The 22449-nt window shown below is 63.8% G+C and carries 20 protein-coding genes and 1 pseudogene; 7 read left to right on the top strand and 14 right to left on the bottom strand.

Going from position 1 to position 22449, the window contains the following annotated elements; genetic code table 11:
* Positions 1–4: 4 nt before the first annotated feature.
* Positions 5–1153, bottom strand: a complete 1149-nt coding sequence (gene cprA, locus H040_RS10655) for a cationic peptide resistance protein CprA (RefSeq protein WP_033695972.1) — start codon at positions 1151–1153, stop codon at positions 5–7.
* A 297-nt stretch (positions 1154–1450) separates the two neighbouring features.
* Complete coding sequence (locus H040_RS10650; protein ID WP_027917379.1) at positions 1451–1789, bottom strand: BCCT family transporter; 339 nt, start codon at positions 1787–1789, stop codon at positions 1451–1453.
* Between the two features lie 169 nt (positions 1790–1958).
* On the opposite strand from H040_RS10650, the gene H040_RS10645 reads away from it, so the two are divergent.
* On the top strand, positions 1959–2882 hold the full coding sequence (locus H040_RS10645) for a LysR substrate-binding domain-containing protein (RefSeq protein WP_027917378.1): 924 nt from the start codon (positions 1959–1961) through the stop codon (positions 2880–2882).
* A gap of 9 nt (positions 2883–2891) precedes the next feature.
* Here the strand turns inward: H040_RS10645 and H040_RS10640 are convergent, their stop codons facing one another.
* From H040_RS10640 to H040_RS10625, 4 genes are read right to left on the bottom strand one after another with little or no spacing between them, the layout of a single operon-like run.
* Positions 2892–3839 (bottom strand): lysylphosphatidylglycerol synthase domain-containing protein, encoded by a 948-nt coding sequence (locus tag H040_RS10640; protein WP_027917377.1) that lies wholly within the window; start codon positions 3837–3839, stop codon positions 2892–2894.
* Complete coding sequence (gene clsB, locus H040_RS10635; protein WP_027917376.1) at positions 3839–5041, bottom strand: cardiolipin synthase ClsB; 1203 nt, start codon at positions 5039–5041, stop codon at positions 3839–3841. The genes H040_RS10640 and clsB overlap by 1 nt, the downstream gene beginning before the upstream one ends.
* The gene (locus H040_RS10630) at positions 5038–5823 is read right to left on the bottom strand and encodes an endonuclease/exonuclease/phosphatase family protein (protein WP_027917375.1); all 786 of its coding nucleotides are present in this window, start codon (positions 5821–5823) and stop codon (positions 5038–5040) included. The genes clsB and H040_RS10630 overlap by 4 nt, the downstream gene beginning before the upstream one ends.
* On the bottom strand, positions 5820–6737 hold the full coding sequence (locus H040_RS10625; protein WP_027917374.1) for a DUF72 domain-containing protein: 918 nt from the start codon (positions 6735–6737) through the stop codon (positions 5820–5822). Before H040_RS10625 ends, H040_RS10630 begins: the two co-directional genes overlap by 4 nt.
* A 170-nt stretch (positions 6738–6907) precedes the next feature.
* Here H040_RS10625 and H040_RS10620 point away from each other — a divergent pair, with 170 nt between their 5' ends.
* Positions 6908–7276: a low affinity iron permease family protein gene (locus tag H040_RS10620; protein ID WP_027917373.1), complete on the top strand. Its 369-nt coding sequence runs from the start codon at positions 6908–6910 to the stop codon at positions 7274–7276.
* 22 nt (positions 7277–7298) lie between these two features.
* Positions 7299–7850, top strand: a complete 552-nt coding sequence (locus H040_RS10615) for an ATP-dependent Clp protease proteolytic subunit (RefSeq protein WP_027917372.1) — start codon at positions 7299–7301, stop codon at positions 7848–7850.
* Between the two features lie 171 nt (positions 7851–8021).
* Here H040_RS10615 and H040_RS10610 read toward each other — a convergent pair whose 3' ends face one another.
* Positions 8022–11783: a CheR family methyltransferase gene (locus H040_RS10610; RefSeq protein WP_027917371.1), complete on the bottom strand. Its 3762-nt coding sequence runs from the start codon at positions 11781–11783 to the stop codon at positions 8022–8024.
* A gap of 311 nt (positions 11784–12094) precedes the next feature.
* Here H040_RS10610 and H040_RS10605 point away from each other — a divergent pair, with 311 nt between their 5' ends.
* From H040_RS10605 to H040_RS10595, 3 genes are all read left to right on the top strand, one after another.
* Positions 12095–12310, top strand: a complete 216-nt coding sequence (locus H040_RS10605) for a general stress protein (RefSeq protein WP_027917370.1) — start codon at positions 12095–12097, stop codon at positions 12308–12310.
* Between the two features lie 67 nt (positions 12311–12377).
* Positions 12378–13568 carry a zinc-dependent alcohol dehydrogenase gene (locus H040_RS10600; RefSeq protein WP_027917369.1) on the top strand — a complete coding sequence of 397 codons (1191 nt, stop codon included), beginning with the start codon at positions 12378–12380 and terminating at the stop codon, positions 13566–13568.
* Between the two features lie 83 nt (positions 13569–13651).
* Complete coding sequence (locus H040_RS10595; RefSeq protein ID WP_027917368.1) at positions 13652–13921, top strand: DUF6555 family protein; 270 nt, start codon at positions 13652–13654, stop codon at positions 13919–13921.
* A 4-nt stretch (positions 13922–13925) separates the two neighbouring features.
* Here the strand turns inward: H040_RS10595 and H040_RS10590 are convergent, their stop codons facing one another.
* Together H040_RS10590 and H040_RS10585 are read right to left on the bottom strand one after the other, a co-directional pair.
* On the bottom strand, positions 13926–14129 hold the full coding sequence (locus H040_RS10590) for a hypothetical protein (RefSeq protein WP_143512517.1): 204 nt from the start codon (positions 14127–14129) through the stop codon (positions 13926–13928).
* A gap of 134 nt (positions 14130–14263) precedes the next feature.
* Positions 14264–14878 (bottom strand): LuxR C-terminal-related transcriptional regulator, encoded by a 615-nt coding sequence (locus H040_RS10585; RefSeq protein ID WP_027917367.1) that lies wholly within the window; start codon positions 14876–14878, stop codon positions 14264–14266.
* A 116-nt stretch (positions 14879–14994) separates the two neighbouring features.
* Between H040_RS10585 and H040_RS10580 the strand changes: the two genes are divergently transcribed.
* Positions 14995–16650, top strand: coding sequence for an ATP-binding response regulator (locus tag H040_RS10580; protein ID WP_027917366.1), 1656 nt, complete (start codon positions 14995–14997; stop codon positions 16648–16650).
* Here the strand turns inward: H040_RS10580 and H040_RS10575 are convergent.
* The 5 genes and pseudogenes from H040_RS10575 to H040_RS27565 all read right to left on the bottom strand — a co-directional run bounded on the left by H040_RS10575 (position 16637) and on the right by H040_RS27565 (position 22406).
* The gene (locus H040_RS10575) at positions 16637–16936 is read right to left on the bottom strand and encodes a hypothetical protein (protein ID WP_027917365.1); all 300 of its coding nucleotides are present in this window, start codon (positions 16934–16936) and stop codon (positions 16637–16639) included. The genes H040_RS10580 and H040_RS10575 overlap by 14 nt on opposite strands.
* Positions 16937–17187: 251 nt before the next feature.
* Positions 17188–19239, bottom strand: coding sequence for a phenylacetic acid degradation bifunctional protein PaaZ (gene paaZ / locus H040_RS10570; protein WP_027917364.1), 2052 nt, complete (start codon positions 19237–19239; stop codon positions 17188–17190).
* Between the two features lie 39 nt (positions 19240–19278).
* On the bottom strand, positions 19279–20511 hold the full coding sequence (locus tag H040_RS10565) for an OprD family porin (RefSeq protein ID WP_027917363.1): 1233 nt from the start codon (positions 20509–20511) through the stop codon (positions 19279–19281).
* A gap of 27 nt (positions 20512–20538) precedes the next feature.
* Positions 20539–22107, bottom strand: a pseudogene (locus tag H040_RS10560) (cation acetate symporter); the annotation flags it as partial.
* Entirely contained in the window at positions 22098–22406 is a 309-nt protein-coding gene (locus H040_RS27565; RefSeq protein ID WP_027917361.1) for a DUF485 domain-containing protein, read from the bottom strand. The gene H040_RS27565 and the pseudogene H040_RS10560, both read right to left, overlap by 10 nt.
* Between the last annotated feature and the right edge of the window lie 43 nt (positions 22407–22449).

Here is a 22449-nt window from a genome sequence, read left to right as displayed (position 1 = left end):
TGGCTTACTTGAAATCCCACTGCATCTGAGTAGCGATACTCACCCCGCTGGACGACTTCACGCACACGTCCAGGTAGTCCGTGAACCGCGGTGGCACGGCGATGCCTTCCTCGAGCAGGCGGCTGTTGTCGAACAGATAGTTGAGGTCGGCAAAGCCGCTGTAAAGGCGCAGGGCGCGCAGTACCAGGCGTGGGTTGGCTGGGCCGATGCGTGCTTCGAAGTCCTGCGCCAGGCTTTTCAGGTCGTCGACATCGACCTTACGGTAGCGCTCGCCAACCGGCTGCGCTTCGTTGGCATGGGCAAACGCCTGGTCGATCTCACCGAAGGTGCAGGCCGCCTGGTGGCCGGCGGAAATGTGGTAAAGGTTGTGCCCCAGATGCGGCTTGAGCGTGAGGCCGATCAGCGCTTCGGCGCAGTAGTCGACCGGGATCACGTCGATCTGCTCGTCCAGCTCGCAGGTGAAACTTTCCAGCGCGAAGCCCATGCGGAAGACCCAGAAGATGCTGGCCGAGGCCTGGCAACCGAGGGTGCGGTGGCCGACCACGATGGACGGGCGCGCCACCACCAGCGGCAGGTGCGGCAGTTGCTCGCTCATGCGCCGTTCGATCTCGGCCTTGGACGCGGTGTAGTCGACCAGCTGCTGTTCGGCAGCCGGGAATTCCCACGATTCGCTGATCGGCGACTCGCGCCGCGGGCCGCAGCTCATCGCCGTGCCCACGTGCAGGAAACGCTTCAGACGCGTCGAGCGGCTCATTACCTCGGCGAAGGCGTAGGTACCCTCGACATTGACCGGCCAGATGTTCGGGTTCTTCGAGAACGAGGCCACTGCCGCGCAGTTGATCACCCGGTCAATCTGCATCAGTCGCGGCGTGGCTTCGGCCAGCCAGCCGGTATCGAGGAAGTCGCCGCAAATGATCTGCTCGGCGCGCAGGGCCAGGCAGTCACGCTCGGCAACGCCGTGTTGGCGCAGGTTATCGCGCAGGCGCTTCAGGCCTTGCTCGCGGCTGTCGGCGCGAACCAGGAAACACAAGTTGGCGCTGCGGCCATTGGCAATCAATTGAGCCGTTACCGAACCACCAAGAAAGCCGGTGGCACCGGTCAGCAGCATATGTTCGTGGAGATCGAAGTTAATAAGTGGGGCAGGCGCGTTCATAAACTTCCTCTGAAAAGTTTATTGGCTGATATCGAGGTTTGAGCTCGTGCCAAGGGCGCGCAGTGACTGCCTTTCAGCTCGGAGCGAGGCGATTGTCAGGGCGTTGGGAGGGGGGTTGCAATTAACGAAATGCGGGTTTCATGTGAAACAAAAGTTAATGAAAGTTCTGGTTTTCATTAATGAAATGATGCGCGCCGCAAAGTTGCCAGAGTGCTTGTTAACAGCAAGTGAGATGAATGTGAAAAATACCTTCAGCTTTGTAGGAGCGCCCCGGCAAGTCCGCTCCTAAAAAGCGCGTCAGGTGGTCAGTTCGCTGGCCAGGGGGGTTGCCGTAACAGCAGTGCTGAACACTGGCTCATTGCTGCGCAAGCTGCGTACCCGGCTGTACCCGGTCAGCAGCATGTAGCGGGCAATCGGCAAGCCGACCACGATGCTGGCCATCTGAATTGCCAGCAAACCACCGGCAATCACCAGGCTGGCCGCGATCGCGCCTTCCCGCACGCACCACAGTACCCGTATCCCGTCGGGCGGGTCGATGCTGCCCAGCGAGTTGAGCATGCACAGCACCTGGGTACCGGCATCGGGTGCGGTCACGCAGTGCACCGCCAGTAGCAGGCAGATGATCACACTCAGCACGCACCCAGCGTCGGGCCATCGAGGCGATCGAGCAGGGTGAACATCGCTGTCGTGGTTTCCTTGCTTTCTTCGCCATGCCACCGCCAAGTACCGGGCGATGAGCCGGGGCTGGGCGGTACATTGACCTGGCGCCTATCCTGAGGGGGTTGGATGACTATCAGGAGCGGGCATGAACCGAAATGAACTGCGCAAGGCCGACATCAACCTCATGGTGGTGTTCGAGGCCTTGATGCAAGAGCGCAACCTCACCCGCGCCGCGGAAAAGCTGTTTCTCGCCCAGCCCACGGTCAGTGCAGCGCTTGCCAGGCTGCGCACGATGTTCAATGACCCGCTGCTGATCCGCGTCGGTAACCGCATGGAGCCGTCTGCCCGGGCGGCCGAGGTGATCAAGCACCTCACCCCGGCGCTGGACGCGATGTCGGCCGCCCTGAGCCTGACCCACGACTTCGACCCGCCGACCAGCAAGATGACCTTCAGGATCGGCTTGTCCGATGATGTCGAATCAGGGCTTTTGCCGCCGTTGCTGCGGGCACTGCGTACCGAGGCGCCGCATGTGGTGGTGGTCGTGCAGCATGTCGACTACTGGCGCATCCCCGACCTGCTGGCCACGGGGGATGTCACGGTGGGCATCAGCCAGACCCGCGGCCTGCCGGCCAATGCCAAGCGTAAAGTATTACGTACCATGCAGGCGCGGGTGCTCAGGGCTGACAAGTCCGCGCAGCCGCTGACCCTGGAGGAGTTCTGCCTGCGCCCCCACGTCCAAGTCTCGCCAACGGCCAATACCCAGGGCGTAGTGGATGACTGGCTGAAGGAAATCGGGCGTACGCGCAGCGTGGTGTTGTCGGTGCCCCAGTTCAGTTCATTGCCGGCCATCCTGGCCGGCAGCGATCTGCTGGCTTGCTGCCCGGACTACGCCGCCGCGGCCATGGCCAGCTGGGGCAACCTGCAGGCCGAACCCTTGCCGTTCGATACCGTGCCGCTTGAGCTGGCCATGGTCTGGCTGAGCACCACCGACAGCGACCCGGCCGAGCGCTGGTTGAGAGGGCGACTGGAGCAGTACATGAGTGGGGCGCGTGAGGGGCGAATCGGCTAGGGCATTTGCTCATACCGGTTTGTCGCGCTGGCGCATGGCCTTGGCGCGCTTCTCCAGCAACAGGTAAGTCAGTACGGCCAAGACCAGCGGTACCAGGTAATACAACGTCCGGTAGCCCAGCAACGCCGCTACCAGCGTGCCTTGGCCAAGCTGCCCATGAAGCAGGGCGAGGAACACCGTTTCGAGCACACCGAGCCCTGCGGGAATATGGGCGACCACCCCTGCTACACAACTGATCAGCAGGATGCCGAGAATCGTCGGGTAGAACGCTTCACCAGGCAACAGCCAGAAAATCAGCAAGGCCATCATCGCCCAGTTGCTTGCGCCTAACGCCACCTGGCACAGGGCCAGGCGCAGCGAGGGCAGGGTGACCTCGTGCTCGCGCCAGCGCCAGGTGCGTTTTTTCGCCAGGCCACAAGCCAGCAGATAGCCGATTGCGATCGTCAGCAACAACACGCCGATCAGCCTCAGCCCGGTGGCACCGACCGCCCAGTTGGCCGGTAATTCGACCAGGCCGAGGGCAAACACGCTGCCGGCCAGCAGCATGTAGCCCATCCAGTTGGTCAGCAGGCCCAGGGTGAGGATACGGGTGATGGTCGGTGTATCCAGGCCAAGGCGGCCGTACAGGCGATAACGCAAGGCAACGCCCCCCACCCACGTGGTGAAGTTGAGGTTGAAGGCATAACACACGAATGCCACCGGCAGCACTTGCCGGGCGGGCAGGTGGTGGCCGGTATAAGCCCGGGCCAGCAAGTCGTAACTGGCGAAGATCAGGTAGCTGCACAGCGCCAGGGCCAGGCCCATGGCCAGCGTGCCTGGTTTGTAAGCCAGCAGCGACTGGCGCACCTCGTTCCAGTCCAGGTTGCGTGCCAGAACGTACAGCAACACCGGTATGAGGATCAGAAACGCCACGGTGAACAGCCGCTTGCCCCAGACCTGCCAAGGTTTCTGCGCCATCAGGTATTGCCCTCATGCAGGTCGCCCTGGGCCTCGACCTGCGGCTGCAGCGAACGCAGGCGCTGGCGGTGTGCGGGAAACCAGCCGGCGATCCGCGGGAAGTGCCGGATGACGTGGAAGCACACGAAGATCAGCGGTGCACGCCACCAATAGCCACGGATCATCCGTTCCAGCGTCACCGGTTTGCATTGCTCGGCTGCCAGCGACTGCAGGTGCTCGTACAGGTGCTGGTTGAATGCCGGGTCACGAATGAACAGGTTCGCTTCCAAGTTGAAAGACAGGCTCAGGGGGTCGAGGTTGCTGGAGCCGACCGTGGCCCACTCGTCATCGACCAGCGCCACCTTGCCGTGCAGCGGCCGCTGGCAATACTCGTGGATCCGCACGCCATCGCGCAGCAGGTAGTTGTAGAGCAGGCGCGACAGGGCGCGCACCCAGCGCATGTCTGGCTGGCCCTGGAGGATCAGGGTAACTTCGACGCCGCGGCGCGCCGCGTTGCGCAATTCACGCAACAGGCGGTAACCCGGGAAAAAATAGGCGTTGGCCACCACCACGCGCTTGCGGGCCGAGCGCAGGCCCAGCAGGTAGTGGGCTTCGATATCGGTACGGCGCAGCCGGTTGTCACGTTCTACCAGCACCGCGGTGCTGCTGCCCGTGGCTGCGGTCACGGGCCGTGTCTCGCTGGGCGGTTCCAGCACCGGGGCCATCAGCCGGCGGCTGGCAGCATGTACCTGCGCCACGACCGGCCCGGTCACCTCCACGGCATAGTCCTGCTTGGCCATGGGGCCGAAATCACCCAGGTGGTCCGCGCTGTAGTTGATGCCACCGATAAACGCCCGCTCACCATCGACCACCACGATCTTGCGGTGCAGGCGCCGGAACAGGTTGATGCGCATGCCGGCCAGCCTGGGTTGCGGGTCGAAGGCATGGAAGTTGACCCCGGCATCGGTCAGCCCCGAGACGAAGCCATCGGGCAGGTCGGCGGTGCCGTAGCCGTCAACTGCGACCTCCACCCGTACACCGCGCCTGGCGGCATCGATCAGCACACTGCGTAACTGCTGGCCGACCTTGTCGTCGAAAATGATGAAGGTTTCCAGCAGGATCTCTTCCTTCGCCTGGGCCATTGCCGCGAATACCCGCGGGTAATACTGCTCGCCATTGATCAACAGTTCGACACGGTTACCGTCTACCCAAGGTCTGTTCACAGGACGATCTCCGCAGTCAGTGGGGCATGGTCGGACAGGTGCGACCAAGGATACATCGACAGCACCTGAGCCTTGGCCGGCATGGCATTGCGCAGGTAGATACGGTCCAGCCGCAGCAGCGGCAAGCGGGCCGGAAAGCTGCGTGCAGGGCTGCCGAAATGCTTGCCGAAGGCCTCGACCAGGCGCCGGGATAGCACAGCATCAGCTTTCAACCGCCAGTCATTGAAGTCGCCGGCGATGATCACCGGTGCCTCTGCCGGAAGGCTGTCGAGCAGCTCGAGCAGCAGCTTTACCTGGCTTTGCCGGTGGGCTTCACGCAGCCCCAGGTGCACACAGATCGCGTGAACCTGCTCATGCCCTGGTACCTCCAAACGGCAATGCAGCAGGCCGCGCTGCTCGTTGCCGTGTATCGATACGTCGAGGTTTTCATGCTGCGCAATCGGGAATTTCGACAGCAGGGCGTTGCCGTGATCGCCGTGGGGGTACACCGCATTGCGGCCATAGGCATACTGCGGCCACATGCTGTCGGCAAGAAATTCGTACTGCGGCGTTTCTGGCCACGCGGGGTGGCGCACGGCGTGCTGCTGGTGGCTGCCGTGCACCTCCTGGAGGAACACCAGGTCGGCATGGGTGCTGCGCACCGCTTCACGCAGCTCTGGAAGAATGAAGCGCCGGTTGAACAGGGTAAAACCCTTGTGCACGTTGATCGTCAACACGTTGAGGCGGCGCACCGCCGTGACCTTGTCGATGATGCAAGGCGGTGTAGGCAGGGTCTTGTTCACAGCTGCACCTCCGGTGTCACGCCCGGTTCGGTGAGCAGGTGGTAATCGAGCTTGAGTGTTTCCAGCAGACGGCGAGCATCGTAGGGGGCGTGGACTTTCTGATCGTTGTCGAAGTAGCAATAGATATCACGCGAGGCTCGCCGTGGCGGTGCCCCGGCCACGATCAGTCGCGCATCGTCGGCCTGGCTGCCCTCGGCCCAGGCTTGAATCCGCTGCTTCCAGCGGCGCAGGGCCCGCGCCGTGTAGCCGCTGCTGTAGCGTTCGACGTCACCGTGCAGGCGCATGTAGACGAAGTCGGCGGTAACATCCTCGACATAGGGCCACTTGCCTGCGCTGTCCGCCACCACCAGGGCCACGCGGTGTTTGCGCAGCAGTTTGACGAAGGTTTCGCAGAGGAAGCTCTCGTGGCGGATTTCCACGGCATGGCGCAGCCGAACATTGCCCTTGATCGCGGTGCCACCGTTATCCTTGAGGCTTTCAGCGCAGCCTTTGGCAGAGGCACGCGCCGCCTTGCGGTCCTTGGGCAGCAACTGGAAGAAGCGGCTGAAACGCGCTTCGTCGAACTTCAGGTTCGGTGGGAACTGCCACAGGAAGGGCCCCAGCTTGTCGCCCAGCAGCAAGGGCCCGGAGGCAAAGAAATTGGCGATGGGCTCTTCGATGTCCTTGAGCCGGCGCACATGGGTGATGTAGCGCGGGCCTTTGACCGCGAAGATGAAGTCGTCCGGCGCCTCGTCACGCCAGCTCTGGTAGCGTTCGGGCGTTTGCAGGCTGTAGAACGAGCCATTGATCTCGATGCTGTTCACCGCCCGCGAGGCAAACGCCAGTTCGCTGTCCTGACGCAGGCCCTTGGGGTAGAAGTCCTTGCGCCACGGGCCATAGCGCCATCCGGAAATGCCGATGCGGATATCGCTCACGCTGCAGTCCTCATAACCTGATCCCTTGAATGTCACTCAAGTTGCGACCTGAGCAAGGCTGTGAGGGTTCAGCGCAGTTCATCGAATGCCATACTGCAACCGGCAGTTGAACTTTGTCGGCGCCAGCGATTCCACCGCATAGCGGATATGCAGCACAGGAGATCGTCGGCATGAAATTCGATCGTTTTTGTCAGTGGCTGGCCAACTGGGCCGGACGACCGCTGGCCTTCGGCGTCGCTTTCCTGTTGATCCTGGCCTGGGGCATTACCGGGCCGCTGTTCGACTTCAACGACACCTGGCAACTGATGATCAACACCTCGACCACCATCCTCACCTTCCTGATGGTTTTCCTGATCCAGAACACCCAGAACCGCGACAACGACGAGCTGCATATCAAGATCGACGAATTGCTGCGCACCACCCAGAAAGCGCACAAGGCGCTGCTCAACCTGGAGGATATGGCCCCGGCCGAGCTGCATGCCTTGCGCAAGCAGTACCAGCAGATGGCCGCGCGCAGCGACGAACAATCGAAGGAGTGACCTGCCAAGACCGGAGGCAAGCATGGCCAGACATATCATCCACTTCACCGGGCCGATCAACTCATCCACCTGTGGCAACCTGATCAACACCTGCTCGCGCGCCATGCAGCAGGGCGCCGACATGCTGCAGCTGAACATCGCCACCATGGGCGGCGAGTGCAGCTACGGCTTTACCCTGTACAACTTCCTGCGCAGCCTGCCGATCAGCGTGCACACCCATAACCTTGGCACTGTCGAGTCGATGGGCAATATCCTGTTCCTGGCAGGCGAGCACCGCACGGCGTGCAGCTGCAGCAAGTTCCTGTTCCACCCGTTCCACTGGACCCTGCACGGTTCGGTGGACCATGCGCGCATGGCCGAATACGCCATGAGCCTGGATTACGACTTGCGCCTTTATGCACAGATCGTCGCCGAACGTACCGCGGGCAGCAGCGAAGTGCTGGACGTGCCGCGTTACCTGATGGCGTATCCGCGAATCCTGGGGCCCAAGGAAGCGTTGGACAGTGGGATGATCCACGCCATTGACGAAATGCCGATCGAAGCCGAAGTCACCCAGTGGAGCGTGCATGCCTGAGCGCCGAACCCTTGTGGGAGCCGCGCTTGCCGGCGATGGGCCGCAAAGCGGCCCCACGATTTCAAAGCTGTTGCATAAATTGCCGGGGCCGCTTCGCGGCCCATCGCCGGCAAGCGCGGCTCGTACAAGTACAGCGCACGGCTGGAAGCGGGTGATAATCCTGCAAGCGGCTCAGCAGGGCACTGAGCCACTGAGTGCCTCGATGGCCTCGACCAGTTCGTCGTAGCCTACCGGTTTGTTCAGATGGCGATCGAAGCCGGACTGACGCGACTTGTGCTGGTCGGCACTGGCACCGTAGCCGGTGAGGGCAATGGCCGGCGTGTGGCGCAGGTGGGCAAGGCCGCGCAGGGCCTTGATCAGCGCGTGGCCGTCCATGACCGGCATGCCGATGTCTGAAATGATCACGTCATAGCGACCGCTGGCTGCTGCTTCCAGGGCTTTCAGCGGGTCGTTGTAGGCCGCGACTTCGGCGCTCTCCATCTCCAGCAGCTGTTGCATGACGTCCAGGACTTCGGCCGAGTCGTCGACCAGCAATACCGTTGTGCCTTGCAACCGTCCCTCGCTCAAAGGCTCAGGGGCCTGGGTGCGCAGTTGCGGACCTGTGTCGCACAGCGGTAGCCGTACGGTGAAGGTGCAGCCCTTGCCAGGCCCTGCCGAGCTGGCCTCGACACTGCCGCCATGGGCTTGTGCAAGCTGGCGCACCAGTGACAGGCCGATGCCGAGGCCTTCACGGCCGTGGCTGGCCGACTGCGGCGCCTGGCTGAACAGGTCGAAGATATGTTCCAGGTTGTCCTGGCTCAGGCCCACGCCCTGGTCGATCACCTGCAGCCGTGCCTGGGTTTCGTCCTGGCTCAGCACCAGGCGAATGTCACCGCCTGGCGGGCTGAACTTCAGCGCATTGTTCAGCAGGTTCCACACGATCTGCTCCAGGCGCGTCACGTCACCCTCGATCATCAGTGGCAGGTCGTCGGCGGGTAGTTCCAGGCGCACCGGGCAAGGGTGCTGCTCGCTCAGCAGCACCGCATGGATGCCCCGGGCAATGGCGCCGAGGTCTACCGGCTGGGTCTTGAGCTTGAGCTTGCCGGTGCGAATACGCGCCACATCGAGCAGGTCGTCGATAATCCGGACCTGGCTGGACACGGCTTCGCAGATGGTGCCAACGGCCTTGCTGGCAGCGCCGATGCTCTTGACCGTGGGGAGCCGGCGGAGGATTTCGGCATTGAGCTGGATCAGGTTGAGCGGGTGCTTGAGTTCGTGGGACATCACCGCGAAGAACTCGTCCTTCATGTGGCTGGAGCTCTGCGATTCGGCCAGTTGCTTGCTCAGGCGCTCTTCACCGAGGCGCACGCGCTCTTCGGCGGCGTGGTTCTTGCTGATGTCGATGAAGGTCAGCACGGTGCCGTCGATCTTCTGCTCGCTGGCGCGGTAGGGCAGCAAGCGCGCCAGGTACCAGTGGTTGTCCTGGGCTCCGATCTCACGTTCGATGATGGTTTCACCCTTGGCCACGGCGCGGGCGTCGTCGGCCAGCGCCGGGTAATCGAGGCGGTGGGTGATGTCCAGCAGCGAGCGGCCGGTATCCACCGGCAGCATGTTGAACAGGTCGGTGGCACGCGGGGTGAACCAGCGGATGTGCAGGTTACGGTCGACGAACACCGTGGCGATGTCGGTCGAGGCAATCAGGTTGCTCAGGTAGTCGTTGACCTTGTCGGTCTCCTCGACCTTGTTCTTGAGCTCGTAGTTGACGGTGAGCAGCTCCTCGTTGATCGACTGCAGTTCTTCCTTGCTGGTTTCCAACTCTTCACTGGCCGAGCGCAGTTCTTCGTTGATCGCCTGCATTTCTTCGTTGGAGGCGGTCAGCTCTTCGCTGGAAATCTCCGATTGCTCGATGGTTTCCTGCAATTGCAGGCGGGTACGCTGCAGTTCGCGCTCCAGGTTGTGCAGGACCATGCTGTCGGTCTGGCGGATGACCCCGGGCAGCGGCAGCGCCGGGTCGGGCGCTCGCACCTCGAACACCACCAGCAAGCACTCGCCGGTGCTGAGCTCATCCTTGAAGGGTTGCACGGTGATCTCCACCTGCTGACGATGTTCGCCGTCGCCCAGGTCGACCGGCCGCGAGGTGACGGCCTCGGTACCCTGGCGGGCCTGGAACAACGTGCTGCGCAAGGCCAGGCGCAAGCTCGGCATTACCAGGTTGAGCAGGTTGCGGCTCGGCTCGCCAGCGGGCAGTTGCAGGTAATGCCCGACACCGTCGCTCATGTACAGGATATTGCCGTCGCCGTCGATGATCAGGCTGGGCGGCGTGCGCCGGGCCAGGGCCCTATGGTGCATTTCGGCATAGGACGGCTTGCGCCCAGGCTTGGCCTTGGCCTGCAGCGCTTGGGCGAGAGTGGCCCTGCTTGCACCGGGCAACTGCCGGCCGGAGCTGCGGCCGGCCGGGCTGACGTCCCGGGCGCGGAAGATACGGTTGCGCTTGTCCACCGGGACGAACAGCTCACCGGCGACATCGACCGATTCGGACGTCCCCAGGAACAGGTAGCCGCCGCCGCGCAGGGCATAGTGGAACATCTGCAGGATGTCGTGCTGGATTTCGCGGTCCAGGTAGATCAGCAGGTTGCGGCAGACGATCAGGTCGATCTGCGAGAACGGCGGGTCGGACAGCAGGTTGTGGCGGGCGAACAGCACCTTCTCCCGGACCTCCTTGCGCACCCTGTAGTGCTGGTCTTCCTTGACGAAGAACTGGCGCAGCCGGGTAGGCGGCACGTCGGTGACGATCGCTTCGGGGTAGGAACCCGTGCGGGCGATGCCGATGGCGCGCTCGTCAAGGTCGGTGGCGAACACCTGGACCTTGCTTGTGCGTTGCTCCACCGCCAGCTGCTCACACACCAGCATGGCCAGGCTGTAGGACTCTTCACCGGTGGAACAGCCGGCCGACCAGACGCGGATTTCGCGATTGTCTTCACCTTCACTGACCAGTTGCGGCAGCACATGGCGCTCCAGCGACTCGAACGCCTCTCGGTCACGGAAGAAGTTGGTCACCCCGATCAGCATGTCGCCCAGCAAGGCGCTGGCTTCGCCGGTGTGCTGCTCCAGGTAGCGCAGGTAGCCGGCAAGGTCGGTCTGCCCGGTCACGTGCAGGCGGCGCTCGATCCGCCGCAGCACGGTGGCACGCTTGTAATGCTGGAAGTCGTGGCCGGTAGCATTGCGCAGCTGCAGCAGGATTTCTTCGAGCAAAGGCTCCGCGGCCTGGGCATCGCCAACGCGGGTACCCAGCGGCGGGGGCAGGGTATCGTCTTCGATGTGCGGCAGTTTCACCTGGCGCGCAGTACGCCACAGTTCCATCAGTTTCTGTGGCATCTCGGCAGCCGGGAGCACCAGGTCGACCATGCCGGTCTCGATGGCGGCGCGGGGCATGCTGTCGTACTGGGCGTCGTCCGGGGTCTGCGCCAGGGCCATGCCGCCCTGTTCCTTGATCCGCGACAGGCCTACCGCGCCGTCGGCACCGGTGCCCGACAACACCACGCAGAAGGCGTGGTCCTTGTGCACGTCGGCCAGGTCACGGAAGAACAGGTCGATGGCCACGTGGTCGCCGCGTCGGCGGTTGGCCGGGGTAACGCGCAGGTAGCCGTCGTTGGTGGAGAGGCGGTTGGCTGGGGAAATCACGTAGACATGGTTGCGCTCGATCGGTACCGGCTCGGTGACCTGGCGCACCGGCATCGGCGTTGCTTCCTGAATGATCCGGTCGGCCACGCTCTGATGGTCGGGCGACAGGTGCAGCACCACTACGAAGGCCATGCCGCAATCGCCGGGCATCTGCTGGAAGAACGTGCGGATGGCTTCCAGCCCGCCAGCAGAGGCACCGATGCCGACCACAGGAAAGTCCAGGTGGCTGGGGCTCAGCGCGGGGTTGTGCGGCGATGCAGGTTGCTCAGTCATGGAGAAGCCTTGTGCAGACTAGAAGGGTGGCCCTTCGAAGCATCGCCGGGCAGCTGAGCGAGCATTATAGGCCGCTCGTCGGCTTTGCTGCGAGGCATTGCAGCGTGGGGGCGCTTGCAGTTAAGACCATGGCCCTGCTGAAAAATTGCCAGTGGCAAAACCCATGGCGCAAGCATTTGTATCGATGGCCTTTCGCGCCACCGGTCAGCCGCACGCAATCCGATTGAGCAGACCCTCCCATCGCCTGTTCGGAACTAAGGCATGGCACCGTTTCATGCGCCCAACCCCTCCGCATCGCAAGGAGAAACGACATGGCTGATGATCAACAACGGACCGGACAACGTGGCGGCACCAAGGAAACCAACCCGGGCAACTTTGCCAATGACCGCGAACGGGCCTCCCGTGCCGGCCACAAAGGTGGCCAGGCCTCAGGCGGCAACTTCGCCAACGACCGGCAGCGGGCCTCGGAAGCTGGCCGCAAGGGCGGGCAGAACAGCCACGGCGGAGGCCGCCAGCATCAGCAGTAGCTGAGGTCGCTCAGGCCCGCTGGCGCTGCTGGCGGGCCGCCCACCTGCTCGTCAAGGAGACTGAAGCATGCGCGCATTGACCTACCACGGCGCGGGCGATGTTCGCGTCGACACCGTGCCAGACCCGGACCTGCAGGATGACGACGATATCCTGTTGCGGGTTACCGCCACGGCCATCTGTGGCTCGGACCTGCACCTGTACCGCGGCAAGATCCCGATGGTCGAGGCTGGCGACATCCTCGGGCACGAATTCATGGGCATCGTCGAAGACGTCGGCAGCGCGGTCACGGCGGTGCGCCCGGGTGACCGGGTGGTGATCCCGTTCGTGATCGCCTGCGGTGGCTGCTTCTTCTGCCAGCACCAACTGTTCGCGGCCTGCGAAACCACCAACACCGGGCCAGGTGCGCTTCTCAACAAGAAGCTCATCCCGTCGGGGGCTGCCCTGTTCGGCTACAGCCACCTGTATGGCGGCATCGCCGGCGGGCAGGCCGACTTTGTGCGGGTGCCCAAGGGTAATGTCGGGCCGTTCAAGGTGCCGGGTAGCCTGGCCGACGACAAGCTGCTGTTCCTGTCGGACATCCTGCCCACTGCCTGGCAGGCGGTACTCAACGCCGAAGTCGGTCAAGGCTCTTCACTGGCCATCTACGGTGCCGGGCCGGTCGGGCTGCTGTCGGCGGCCTGCGCGCGCATGTTGGGTGTCGAACAGATATTCATGGTCGACGAACATGGCTACCGGCTGGACTTCGCCCATCAGGCCTACGGCGTGATCCCGATCGACTTCGCCCATGACGACGACCCGGCCGACAGCATCATCCGGCTGACGCCCGGCATGCGCGGGGTGGACGCAGTGATCGATGCCGTGGGTTTCGAAGCCAAGGGCAGCACCACGGAAAGCGTGCTGACCGCACTCAAGCTAGAGGGCAGCTGCGGCAAGGCCCTGCGCCAGTGCATCGCCGCCGTGCGCCGAGGAGGCGTGGTGAGCGTGCCCGGCGTGTATGCCGGCTTCGTTCACGGCTTTTTGTTTGGCGACGCCTTCGACAAGGGCCTGACCTTCCGCATGGGCCAGACCCATGTACACCGCTACTTGCCGGAATTGCTGGAGCATATCGAAGCAGGCCGGCTCAATCCGGAGGCGATCGTCACCCACCGTCTTGCACTGGAGGATGCGGTGCGCGGTTACGAACTGTTCGACGAACATCAGGAGCGCTGTCGCAAGGTCATCATGGCCCCCGGAGCGGCAGCTGATCCCTCCCTTTGAATTGTTCGACATTTTTTTTGAATCTTTCACAGGCGCTTTCACTCAATGAGAGAGTCATCCATGGAGAAGAGGAGGGCCGCGTGATGCCTAGTCCCCAGCTGTACATTATCGATTACCTGCTGCACGGCCAGCCCCACAGCTTCATTATCCGGCTCGAGAAGATCGATAATGCCGAAGCTTGGCACTGGGCAAGTTGTGACGCCGGGATCGGTATCATCCCGAAATTCGGGCGAGAGAAGATCAGGAAAGTCAGCCGGCCGATGGCTGAGCGCTACGGGATAACCGCAGTAAGCTGGCGGTTATCCGGAAGCAGGCCCAGCCAGGCGGTCAGTGATTCCAGCGTGACCAGCTGATCCGTCATGCACCGGACTCGGGGTCGCTGGCAGGCACCCCGGGCCGGTTCTGTTCGTCATCTGTTAGGTCTGGATCGGTGTCCGGGTCATCTGCCCGGTCATTGTCATTGTCCGGGTCCAGTTCCGGCCAGTCGTCCTGGGAGTTGCCGCCGCCCATGTGCAGTGTCAGGTCCATGATGGCGCCCTCGCTCATTGAAAAAAGGCCCACCCGAAGGTGGTCCAGGTACAGGCGTGAGGGGCAGTGCCAATGACCGCAATGCCAATGACCACCCCTCATGGAAGTGAGAGTGCCGGGCGCCCCGGCATGATCAGTCGCGACCCCCTCAGCACCGACCGACGGTATCAGGTGCCGCTGTACTTCACCGCTGCCGCCGTGCGAGAGGTGACATTGAGGGACTTGAGCAACGACGATACGTGGATGCGCACGGTGAACGGCGAGATGTCCAGTGCACGGGCGATTTCCTTGTTGGTCTTGCCCTGAGCGATCAGGCGCAGCACCTCGTACTGGCGATGGGTGAGCTGTTCCAGTTCGCTCGCACTGCCCAGGCTCGGTAACATCCCTGAAGGGCTGTACCTGACCAGCACTTCGCCGTCACGGATGGCCAGGATTGCCGCACCGAGCTCGTCGGGGGCGACGCTCTTGCCGATGAAGCCATCTACGCCACTGGCCATGACCTGTTCGATCAGCGCTGGGTCGTCGACCATTGACACGATGATCAGGGTGGTGCGGCGCAGTCGCTGACGCACTTCGCCCAGCCGCTCCAGGCAATCGAGCCCCGGAAAGCGCAGATCGAGAATCAGCGTGTCCGGTGCCTCGCCCTGGTGGGCCAGCGTCAGCACTTGCTGCAGGTCGCCGGCTTCTTCGAGCTGCGCCTGTGGCAATACCCGCTGCACGGTACGGACCATCGCTTCCCTGAACAGCGGATGGTCGTCCGCCACGATAATGCGGCACGTCACGTCCTGGCACTCCCTGTGAACAGCGGTTTTCCCGATCATGCTAACTTAGCAGGCAACAACGGCGAGCGCTGCGCCAAGAGGGCGTTTATGCGACCCCGTGCACAAGGACGTCGAGCATGGACTACAACAAGAACAACGAACTCGACCAGGCCAACTTGCGCGTCATCGTCGCCAGTTGTGCGCTGGTCTACATCACCGTGCTGGGTTTTCTGCCGGGTGAATCGATCGACAGCTACCTGCCGGTGATCTACTACATCATCAGCTTCATCGTGCTGTCGATCGGCCTGCGCCAGGCCATAGCCCGTTGGCCGGGGCATTACCCGTGGCGGCGGGTACTGGGCATCGTGCACGACTATACCGGCACCTGCTTCGGCCTGGTGCTCGGCGGCGAAGCGGCGCTGCCGCTGTATGCGGTGATGGTCTGGGTCAACCTTGGCAATGGCATGCGCTTCGGCACCCGCTACCTGGCCATCGCTACCGGACTGGCGTTGACCGCACTGGTGGCGGTGTACCAGCTCAACCCTTACTGGCAGGCCAACCCGTTCATGGTGTTGATGCTGCTTACTACCAGTACGGTCATCCCGCTGTACGCCCATATGCTGCTGGAGCGCACCCGCAAGGCCTCGGAGCTGGCGATGGCCGCCACCCAGGAGAAGTCGCGCTTTCTGGCCCAGGCCAGCCACGACCTGCGCCAACCGATCCACTCCATTGGCCTGTTCACCGCCTGCCTGCGTGAAGCGCCGCTGGCCGAACAAGAGCGGCGCCTGGTGGACAGCATCGACCGCTCGCTGCTCAATGTGTCGCAGCTGTTCCGCTCGATCCTTGACCTGTACACCCTGGACAATGGCAGGGTGCAACCGAAGTACGAGGCCTTTGCCTTGCAGGAGTTTCTCGCCGAGCTGCTGCGCCAGAACGCCGAGGCCGCACGCTGGGCTGGCGTCGAGATGCGCCTGCGGCCCTGCGTTCACTGGACCCGCGCCGACCGCGGCATGCTTGCGACGATGGTGCAGAACGTGCTCTCCAACAGCTTCAAGTATGCCGCCCAGCGGCCGTTGCTGATCGGCGTGCGGCGTCACGGAGCCGCGCTGGCCATCGTGGTCTATGACCAGGGGCGGGGGATCGACGAGGCGCATCAGGGCTTGGTCTTTGAAGAGTTCTACCGGGTGCGCCAGGTGCGTGACAAGGATGTCGAAGGGGTTGGCTTGGGCCTTTCGATCGTCAAGCGCCTGGGGCATTTGATGGGGTTGCAGGTGCGGCTGCGTTCGCACCTGGGGCATGGCACGGCGGTGAGCCTGCAAGGCTTGCCGCGCCTGGCGGCGCAACCGCTGGCTCGCAGCAGCGAACAGCAGGTGGTGCAAGGCGCGCTGCTCGGCGGCCTGAAAGTGTGCCTGGTGGAAGATGACCATAACGTTCTACGCGCCACCTCGGCGCTGTTGCAGCGCTGGGGTTGCGAAGTGCAAGCACAGGCTTCGCCACTGGGGTTGACCTGCGAGTGTGACGTGATCGTCGCTGACTACGACCTGGGCCAGGAGGCCACCGGTGTCGATTGCATCGACAGCCTGCGGGCGCAGCGGGGCTGGGAGGTGCCGGCGTTGATCATGACTGGGCATGACCTTGAGAAGGTTCAGGCGATCGTGCATGGGCGCAATATCGCCCTCTTGTCCAAGCCGGTGCGCCCGGCCGAATTGCGCGCGGCCCTGCGGGCCTTGCGTGAGGTGCCGGCGGCGCCAGCGCGTGACGCCGGGGGCAGAGGCGGTATCACTGCAGGATGATCGCCTGGCCTTCCTTCAGGCAGGACGGTGTCGGCTGGTACAGGCCCATGCCACCGACCGCGACGATGGCGCCGCTGGGGATCTGGCAGTTGTATTCGCCCTTGGCGGTGGTGGCGGTGTAGTAGGTGATGGTGCTGTCACTACGTACGTTGGCGACCTTGCTGACCGGGGTATTGAGGGCGAACTCGGCGCGTTCCTTGAGGGTCTGGTCGGAAGGGTTGATGGTCTGGCAACCGGCGACGGTGAACAGGACGGCGGCGCTCAGCAGCAGCTTGGCGGATTTCATGGCAGGTGGCTTCCTTGGCGTGGGGTGTGGCGGATGGCCGGACTATAGCGCCGAGGAACGGGCAGGGCACTAGGGCGGATGTACGAGGTGGCCATGTGCCTCTAGGACTGCCTTGTGGGCGCGGCCTTGTGTCGCGAAAGGGCCGCATAGCGGCCCCAGCTATTTCAGCGTTTCGGCATCAATCCTTGGGGGCCGCTACGCGGCCCTGTCGCGACGCACGGCCGCTCCTACAGCAACGGCGTCTGGCCAGGTCAGTGCTTTTTGAGGACCAGGGTCAGAATGTCATAGCTGGCCACCAGCTCACCCAGCTGGTTGGTCACTTCCACATCCCAGGCCACCACGCCTTGCGGCTGCCCCAGCGGGCTGGTCTTGCCCTGGTCGATCTTGCGCTTGCAGGTCAGCCGCGCCTGGATCGTGTCGCCGATCCCTACCGGGTTGATGAAGCGCAGGGTATCCAGCCCGTAGTTGGCCAGCACCGGCCCGGCGCCTGGCGAGACGAACAGCCCGGCGGCGGCGGAGAGTACGAAGTAGCCATGGGCGATGCGCTTGCCGAACTGCGACTCCTTGGCCGCGATTTCGTCGAAGTGCATGTAGAAGTGGTCACCCGACAAGCAGCCGAAGTTGACCAGGTCGGCTTCGGTCACGGTGCGACGGTGCGTCAGCAGCGATTCACCAATGCGCAGGTCGTCGAAGTAACGGCGGAACGGGTGCACCTCGGTCTCGATCACTTCGGCACCGCGCACGTATTCGCCGGTGACGGCTGTCAGCATGCTAGGCGAGCCTTGCACCGCAGCACGCTGCAGGTAATGCTTGACCGCACGCAGGCCACCCAGCTCCTCGCCACCCCCGGCGCGGCCTGGGCCGCCGTGCTTGAGCTGCGGCAGCGGCGAGCCGTGACCGGTGGATTCCTTGGCGGCTTCACTGTCGAGCACCAGCAGGCGCCCGTGCCAGGCGGCGGCCACCGGGATGGCCTTGGCAGCCACGGCACGGTCGGCGGTAACCAGGGTCGCCACCAGGCTGCCTTTGCCGCGCGCGGCCAGGGCCAGGGCTTCATCCAGGTCGTCATAGGCCATCAGCGTGCTGACCGGGCCGAACGCCTCGATGTCATGGGCACCGCCCTCGGCATGCGGGTCGCGTGCCAGCAGCAGGGTCGGGGCGAAGAACGCGCCTTCGGCCACGCCTTCACCGCGCGGGGCAAAGCCATCGCTGGCGCCGAACAGCTGGTCGCAGCTCTGCAACAGGCTGCGCACGCGCTCGCCAACGTCACGCTGTTGCTCATGCGAGGCCAGGGCCCCCATGCGCACGCCTTCTACCGACGGATCACCGACCACCACCTTGCTCAGGCGCTCGCGCAGGCGAGTGGCCACCGCATCGATGTGCTTGGCCGGGACGATTGCGCGGCGGATGGCGGTGCATTTTTGCCCCGCCTTGGTGGTCATTTCCCGCGCCACTTCGTGGATGTACAGCGCGAACTCTTCGCTGTCCGGGCTCACATCCGGGCCGAGGATGGCGCAGTTGAGCGAGTCGGCCTCGGCGGTGAAGGGTACCGAGTTGCGAATCAGGTTGGGCGTGACGCGCAGTTTCGCGGCAGTGTCGGCAGAGCCGGTGAAGGTCACCACGTCCTGGCCCTGCAGGCGGTCGAGCAGGTCGCCGGTGCTGCCGATCACCAGCTGCAGGCTGCCTGCGGGCAGCAAGCCGGAATCGTTCATCAGGCGCACCACGGCTTCGGTCAGGTAGCTGGTCGAGGTGGCGGGCTTGACGATGCACGGCATGCCGGCCAGGAAGGTCGGCGCGAACTTCTCGAGCATGCCCCAGATCGGGAAGTTGAACGCATTGATGTGCACGGCGACACCGGCACGCGGTACCAGGACATGGCTGCCGGCAAAGTGGCCCTGCTTGCCCAGCTGGATCGCGGGGCCTTCGTGCACCAGGTTGCCCGAGGGCAGCTCACGGCTGCCGATGCCGGCGTAGCTGAACAGCGTGGCATTGCCGCCCTCGATGTCGATCCAGCTGTCGGCACGGGTGGCGCCGCTGTGGTGCGACAGCGCGTAGAGCTGTTCCTTGCGCTCGGCCAGGTACAGGGCCAGGGCCTTGAGGCGCTGGGCGCGTTGCTGGAAGTCCATGGCCATCAGCTGGGCCAGGCCATGCCCGCGGGCAAAGTCCACGGCCTCGGCGAAATCCGGGCGTTCTTCGTGGCTGTAGGCCAGGACGTGACCGTCCAGGGCGCTGCGCAGGGCCTGGGCGCCGTGTTGGCCGATCCAGCGGCCAGCGATGAAGCTCTGCAGGGTTGGGGCGTCAGACATGCTGTTCTCCATGCTGTTCTAAGATGGGGAGGGGCGCTGTTACCACAGCGCCAGGGTGTAGCCGATGATCAGGCGGTTTTCGTCCACGGCATGGGTCAGGCCATTGCCGGAACGGAAGGTGACATTGCGCCAGCGCAGGCTGAGGTCCTTGAACGGGCCGCTCTGGATGACGTAGGTGAGGTCGGTGTCGCGTTCGCGCTCACGGCCATTGCTGACGGTGGCGGTTTCGGCGTGGCGGCCATCGGTGTAGCGGGTCATGAAACTCAGGCCGGGGATGCCCATGGCGACGAAGTCGTAGTCGTAGCGCAACTGCCGGGAGTCCAGGCCGGCGCGGGTGAAGGTGTTGTAGGTCACCAGGTTGACGGTGAACGGGTCGCCGCCATTGACGAACGGGAAGGCGCTGTCGCCGGACATCTGCTGCCAGGTGGCGGTGAACTTGTGGGCCCGCACCCCGAGGGTGAACATGGCGTTGAAGTTGCGGTTGTCGATGTTGCCAGCACGCTCGGCGCCGTCGTTGCGGCTGTCGAAGTAGCGCAGGTCGCTGCGCAGGCTCAGGCCTTCGCCCAGCGGGCGGGTGTCGACCAGGCCGACGAACTGCTGGCGGTAGATGTCTTGCAGCTTGGCGTAGTAGTAGCTGACGCTGGTCTGCGGGGTGAGTGCGTAGCTGCCACCGCCGAAGTCCAGGTGGTCGCTGGTGGCGGCGCCGTAGCCCATGTCATCGCGGCCAGACGAATCGCGCAGGTTGACCTTGCTCAGGCGCCCGGCATTGAAGGTCAGGCCGTCGATGTCCTGGCTGGTCAGCTGGCCGCCCTGGAAGGTCGAGGCCAGCAGGCGGGTGTCGTTGTACACCACCACCGGCAGGATCGGCTGCAGGGTGCCCAGGCGCAGGGTGCTCTTGGACACACGCACCTTGCCGGTCAGGCCCAGTTCGCTGTAGTCATCGACCGGTTCATGGCTGACCGGGCCGAACGGCAGCAGGCCGGTGTTGCGCCGGTCACGGCTGGAATCGAGCTTGACGCCCAGTTGGCCCATGGCATCCAGGCCAAAGCCGACCATGCCCCCGGTAAAGCCCGACTCCACTTTCGCGGTGAAGCCCTGGGCCCATTCCTCGGCCTTGGCCTGGGGGGCGTTGCTCTGGCGGAAATCGCGGTTGATGTAGTGGTTGCGCAGCTCAAGGCGTGCATGGCTGTCGTCGATGAAGTCCGCCAGGGCCGGTAATGGCAGGGCGAGGGTGGCCAACCAGGCGGCCGATTTCAGGTGCATGCGGTTCATTGTTGTTATACCCGACATAGTCAAAGATCAGTGCTTGCTGGCGCCAGCGGCGCCGATACCAGTCATGGAGCGGATGAACTGCGCCAGGTAACGGCCGCGTTCCTGCTTGGCACGCTCCGAGCTGTCGCTGACCGAAAAACCCCAGGCGCAGAGGAATGCCAGGCTCATCGAGAACAACGCCGGGTTGCTGTAGGGGAACAGCGCAGTCGGGTTGTGCAGCACGTTGACCCACACGGCAGGGCCGAGCACCACCAGCAACACTGCCGACACCAGCCCGGCCATGCTGCCGCACACCGCGCCGCGGGTAGTCAGGCCCTTCCAGAACATCGAAAGCAGCAGCACCGGGAAGTTGACCGAGGCCGCCACGGCCAGCACCAGGCCGGACAGGAAGGCGATGTTCTGCGACTCGAATACCAGGCCCAGCACCACGGCAAGCAGGCCGATCACCAGGGTAGCGATGCGCGACACGCGCATTTCTTCCTGCTCGGTGGCCTGGCCCTTGCGTACCACGCAGGCATACAGGTCGTGGGACACTGCAGAGGCACCGGACAATGCAAGGCCAGCCACCACCGCAAGAATGGTGGCGAAGGCCACGGCAGAGATGAAGCCGAGGAACAGGTTGCCGCCCACGGCCTGGGCCAGGTGCACGGCGACCATGTTGCCGCCACCGATGATCGCACCCGCCGCGTCGCGGTAAGCAGGCTCGGTACCGACCATGACGATGGCGCCGAAGCCGATGACGATCAGCAGCAGGTAGAAGTAGCCGATGAAGCCGGTGGCGTAGAACACGCTCTTACGTGCTTCCTTGGCGTCGCTGACGGTGAAGAAGCGCATCAGGATATGCGGCAGGCCGGCGGTGCCGAACATCATGCCCAGGCCCAGCGAAATCGCATCCACCGGGTTCGACAGCAGGCCGCCCGGGGCCATGATCGCCTGGCCCTTGGCATGCACCGCCACGGCGCTGGCGAACATCGCTTCAGTGCTGAAACCAAAATGCTTGAGCACCATGAAGGCCATGAAGCTGGTGCCGGACAGCAGCATCACCGCCTTGATGATCTGCACCCAGGTGGTGGCCAGCATGCCGCCGAAGGTAACGTAGGCGACCATCAGCACACCGACCAGCATCACCGCATACAGGTAGCTGATGCCGAACAGCAGCTCGATCAGTTTGCCAGCACCGACCATCTGCGCCACCAGGTACATCAGCGCCACGACCAGGGTGCCGAAGGCCGAACTCAGGCGCACCGGGGTCTGCGCCAGGCGGTAAGAGACCACGTCGGCGAAGGTGTACTTGCCTAGGTTGCGCAGGCGCTCGGCAATCAGGAACAGGATGATCGGCCAGCCGGCCAGCACGCCCAGGGCATACAGCAGGCCGTCGTAGCCATTCATGAACATCATTGCCGAGATGCCGAGGAACGACGCGGCACTGATCATGTCCCCGGCGATCGCCAGGCCGTTCTGCATGCCGGTCAGGCCGCCGCCGGCGGTATAGAAGTCACTGGCCGAGCGGGTGCGCAGGGCTGCCCAGCGGGTTACGAGCAAGGTAAAGCAGACGAACACCATGAACATCGAGATGGCAGTCCAGTTCATTGCGCGCACTCCTGCTTGACCTTGTCGTTGAGCGGGTCGAGCACGTTGTTGGCGCGGTGCACGTAGATGCCGGTGAGGGCGAAGGACAGCAGCACCATCAGCACGCCAACCAGCATGCCGACGGTGGTCACGCCGCCGCTCAGGGACTGGCCGAGGGTGTTTGGCGAGAATGCCACCAGCAGGACGAAGCCGTAGTAGATCACCAGCATTGCCAGGGTCAGGCTGCCGTTGAGGCGCCGTTTGCGCCGCACCAGGTGCTGGAAATCGGGGTGGTTGCTGATGCTTTCGATGTGTTCCGGAGTCATGGCAAGCGATCTCTTTTGTCTTGTAATTGTTTTCTTGAGGTCA

Origin of the sequence: Pseudomonas sp. URMO17WK12:I7 (assembly GCF_003269045.1) — a bacterium.
Classification (GTDB): domain Bacteria; phylum Pseudomonadota; class Gammaproteobacteria; order Pseudomonadales; family Pseudomonadaceae; genus Aquipseudomonas; species Aquipseudomonas putida_J.
Note: the sequence above shows the minus strand (reverse complement) of the source record. Positions and strands in the feature narration are given on the sequence as shown.

Bases quoted from the DNA above. Each gene is read 5' to 3' on its own strand.
- H040_RS10640 (WP_027917377.1), bottom strand. From the start codon at position 3,839: ATGGCGCAGAAACCTTGGCAGGTCTGGGGCAAGCGGCTGTTCACCGTG.
- H040_RS10565 (WP_027917363.1), bottom strand. From the start codon at position 20,511: ATGAACCGCATGCACCTGAAATCGGCCGCCTGGTTGGCCACCCTCGCC.
- H040_RS10620 (WP_027917373.1), top strand. From the start codon at position 6,908: ATGAAATTCGATCGTTTTTGTCAGTGGCTGGCCAACTGGGCCGGACGA.
- H040_RS10575 (WP_027917365.1), bottom strand. From the start codon at position 16,936: ATGAAATCCGCCAAGCTGCTGCTGAGCGCCGCCGTCCTGTTCACCGTC.
- cprA (WP_033695972.1), bottom strand. From the start codon at position 1,153: ATGAACGCGCCTGCCCCACTTATTAACTTCGATCTCCACGAACATATG.
- H040_RS10580 (WP_027917366.1), top strand. From the start codon at position 14,995: ATGGACTACAACAAGAACAACGAACTCGACCAGGCCAACTTGCGCGTC.
- H040_RS10605 (WP_027917370.1), top strand. From the start codon at position 12,095: ATGGCTGATGATCAACAACGGACCGGACAACGTGGCGGCACCAAGGAA.
- paaZ (WP_027917364.1), bottom strand. From the start codon at position 19,239: ATGTCTGACGCCCCAACCCTGCAGAGCTTCATCGCTGGCCGCTGGATC.
- H040_RS10615 (WP_027917372.1), top strand. From the start codon at position 7,299: ATGGCCAGACATATCATCCACTTCACCGGGCCGATCAACTCATCCACC.
- H040_RS10595 (WP_027917368.1), top strand. From the start codon at position 13,652: ATGCCTAGTCCCCAGCTGTACATTATCGATTACCTGCTGCACGGCCAG.
- H040_RS10645 (WP_027917378.1), top strand. From the start codon at position 1,959: ATGAACCGAAATGAACTGCGCAAGGCCGACATCAACCTCATGGTGGTG.
- H040_RS10610 (WP_027917371.1), bottom strand. From the start codon at position 11,783: ATGACTGAGCAACCTGCATCGCCGCACAACCCCGCGCTGAGCCCCAGC.
- H040_RS10600 (WP_027917369.1), top strand. From the start codon at position 12,378: ATGCGCGCATTGACCTACCACGGCGCGGGCGATGTTCGCGTCGACACC.
- H040_RS27565 (WP_027917361.1), bottom strand. From the start codon at position 22,406: ATGACTCCGGAACACATCGAAAGCATCAGCAACCACCCCGATTTCCAG.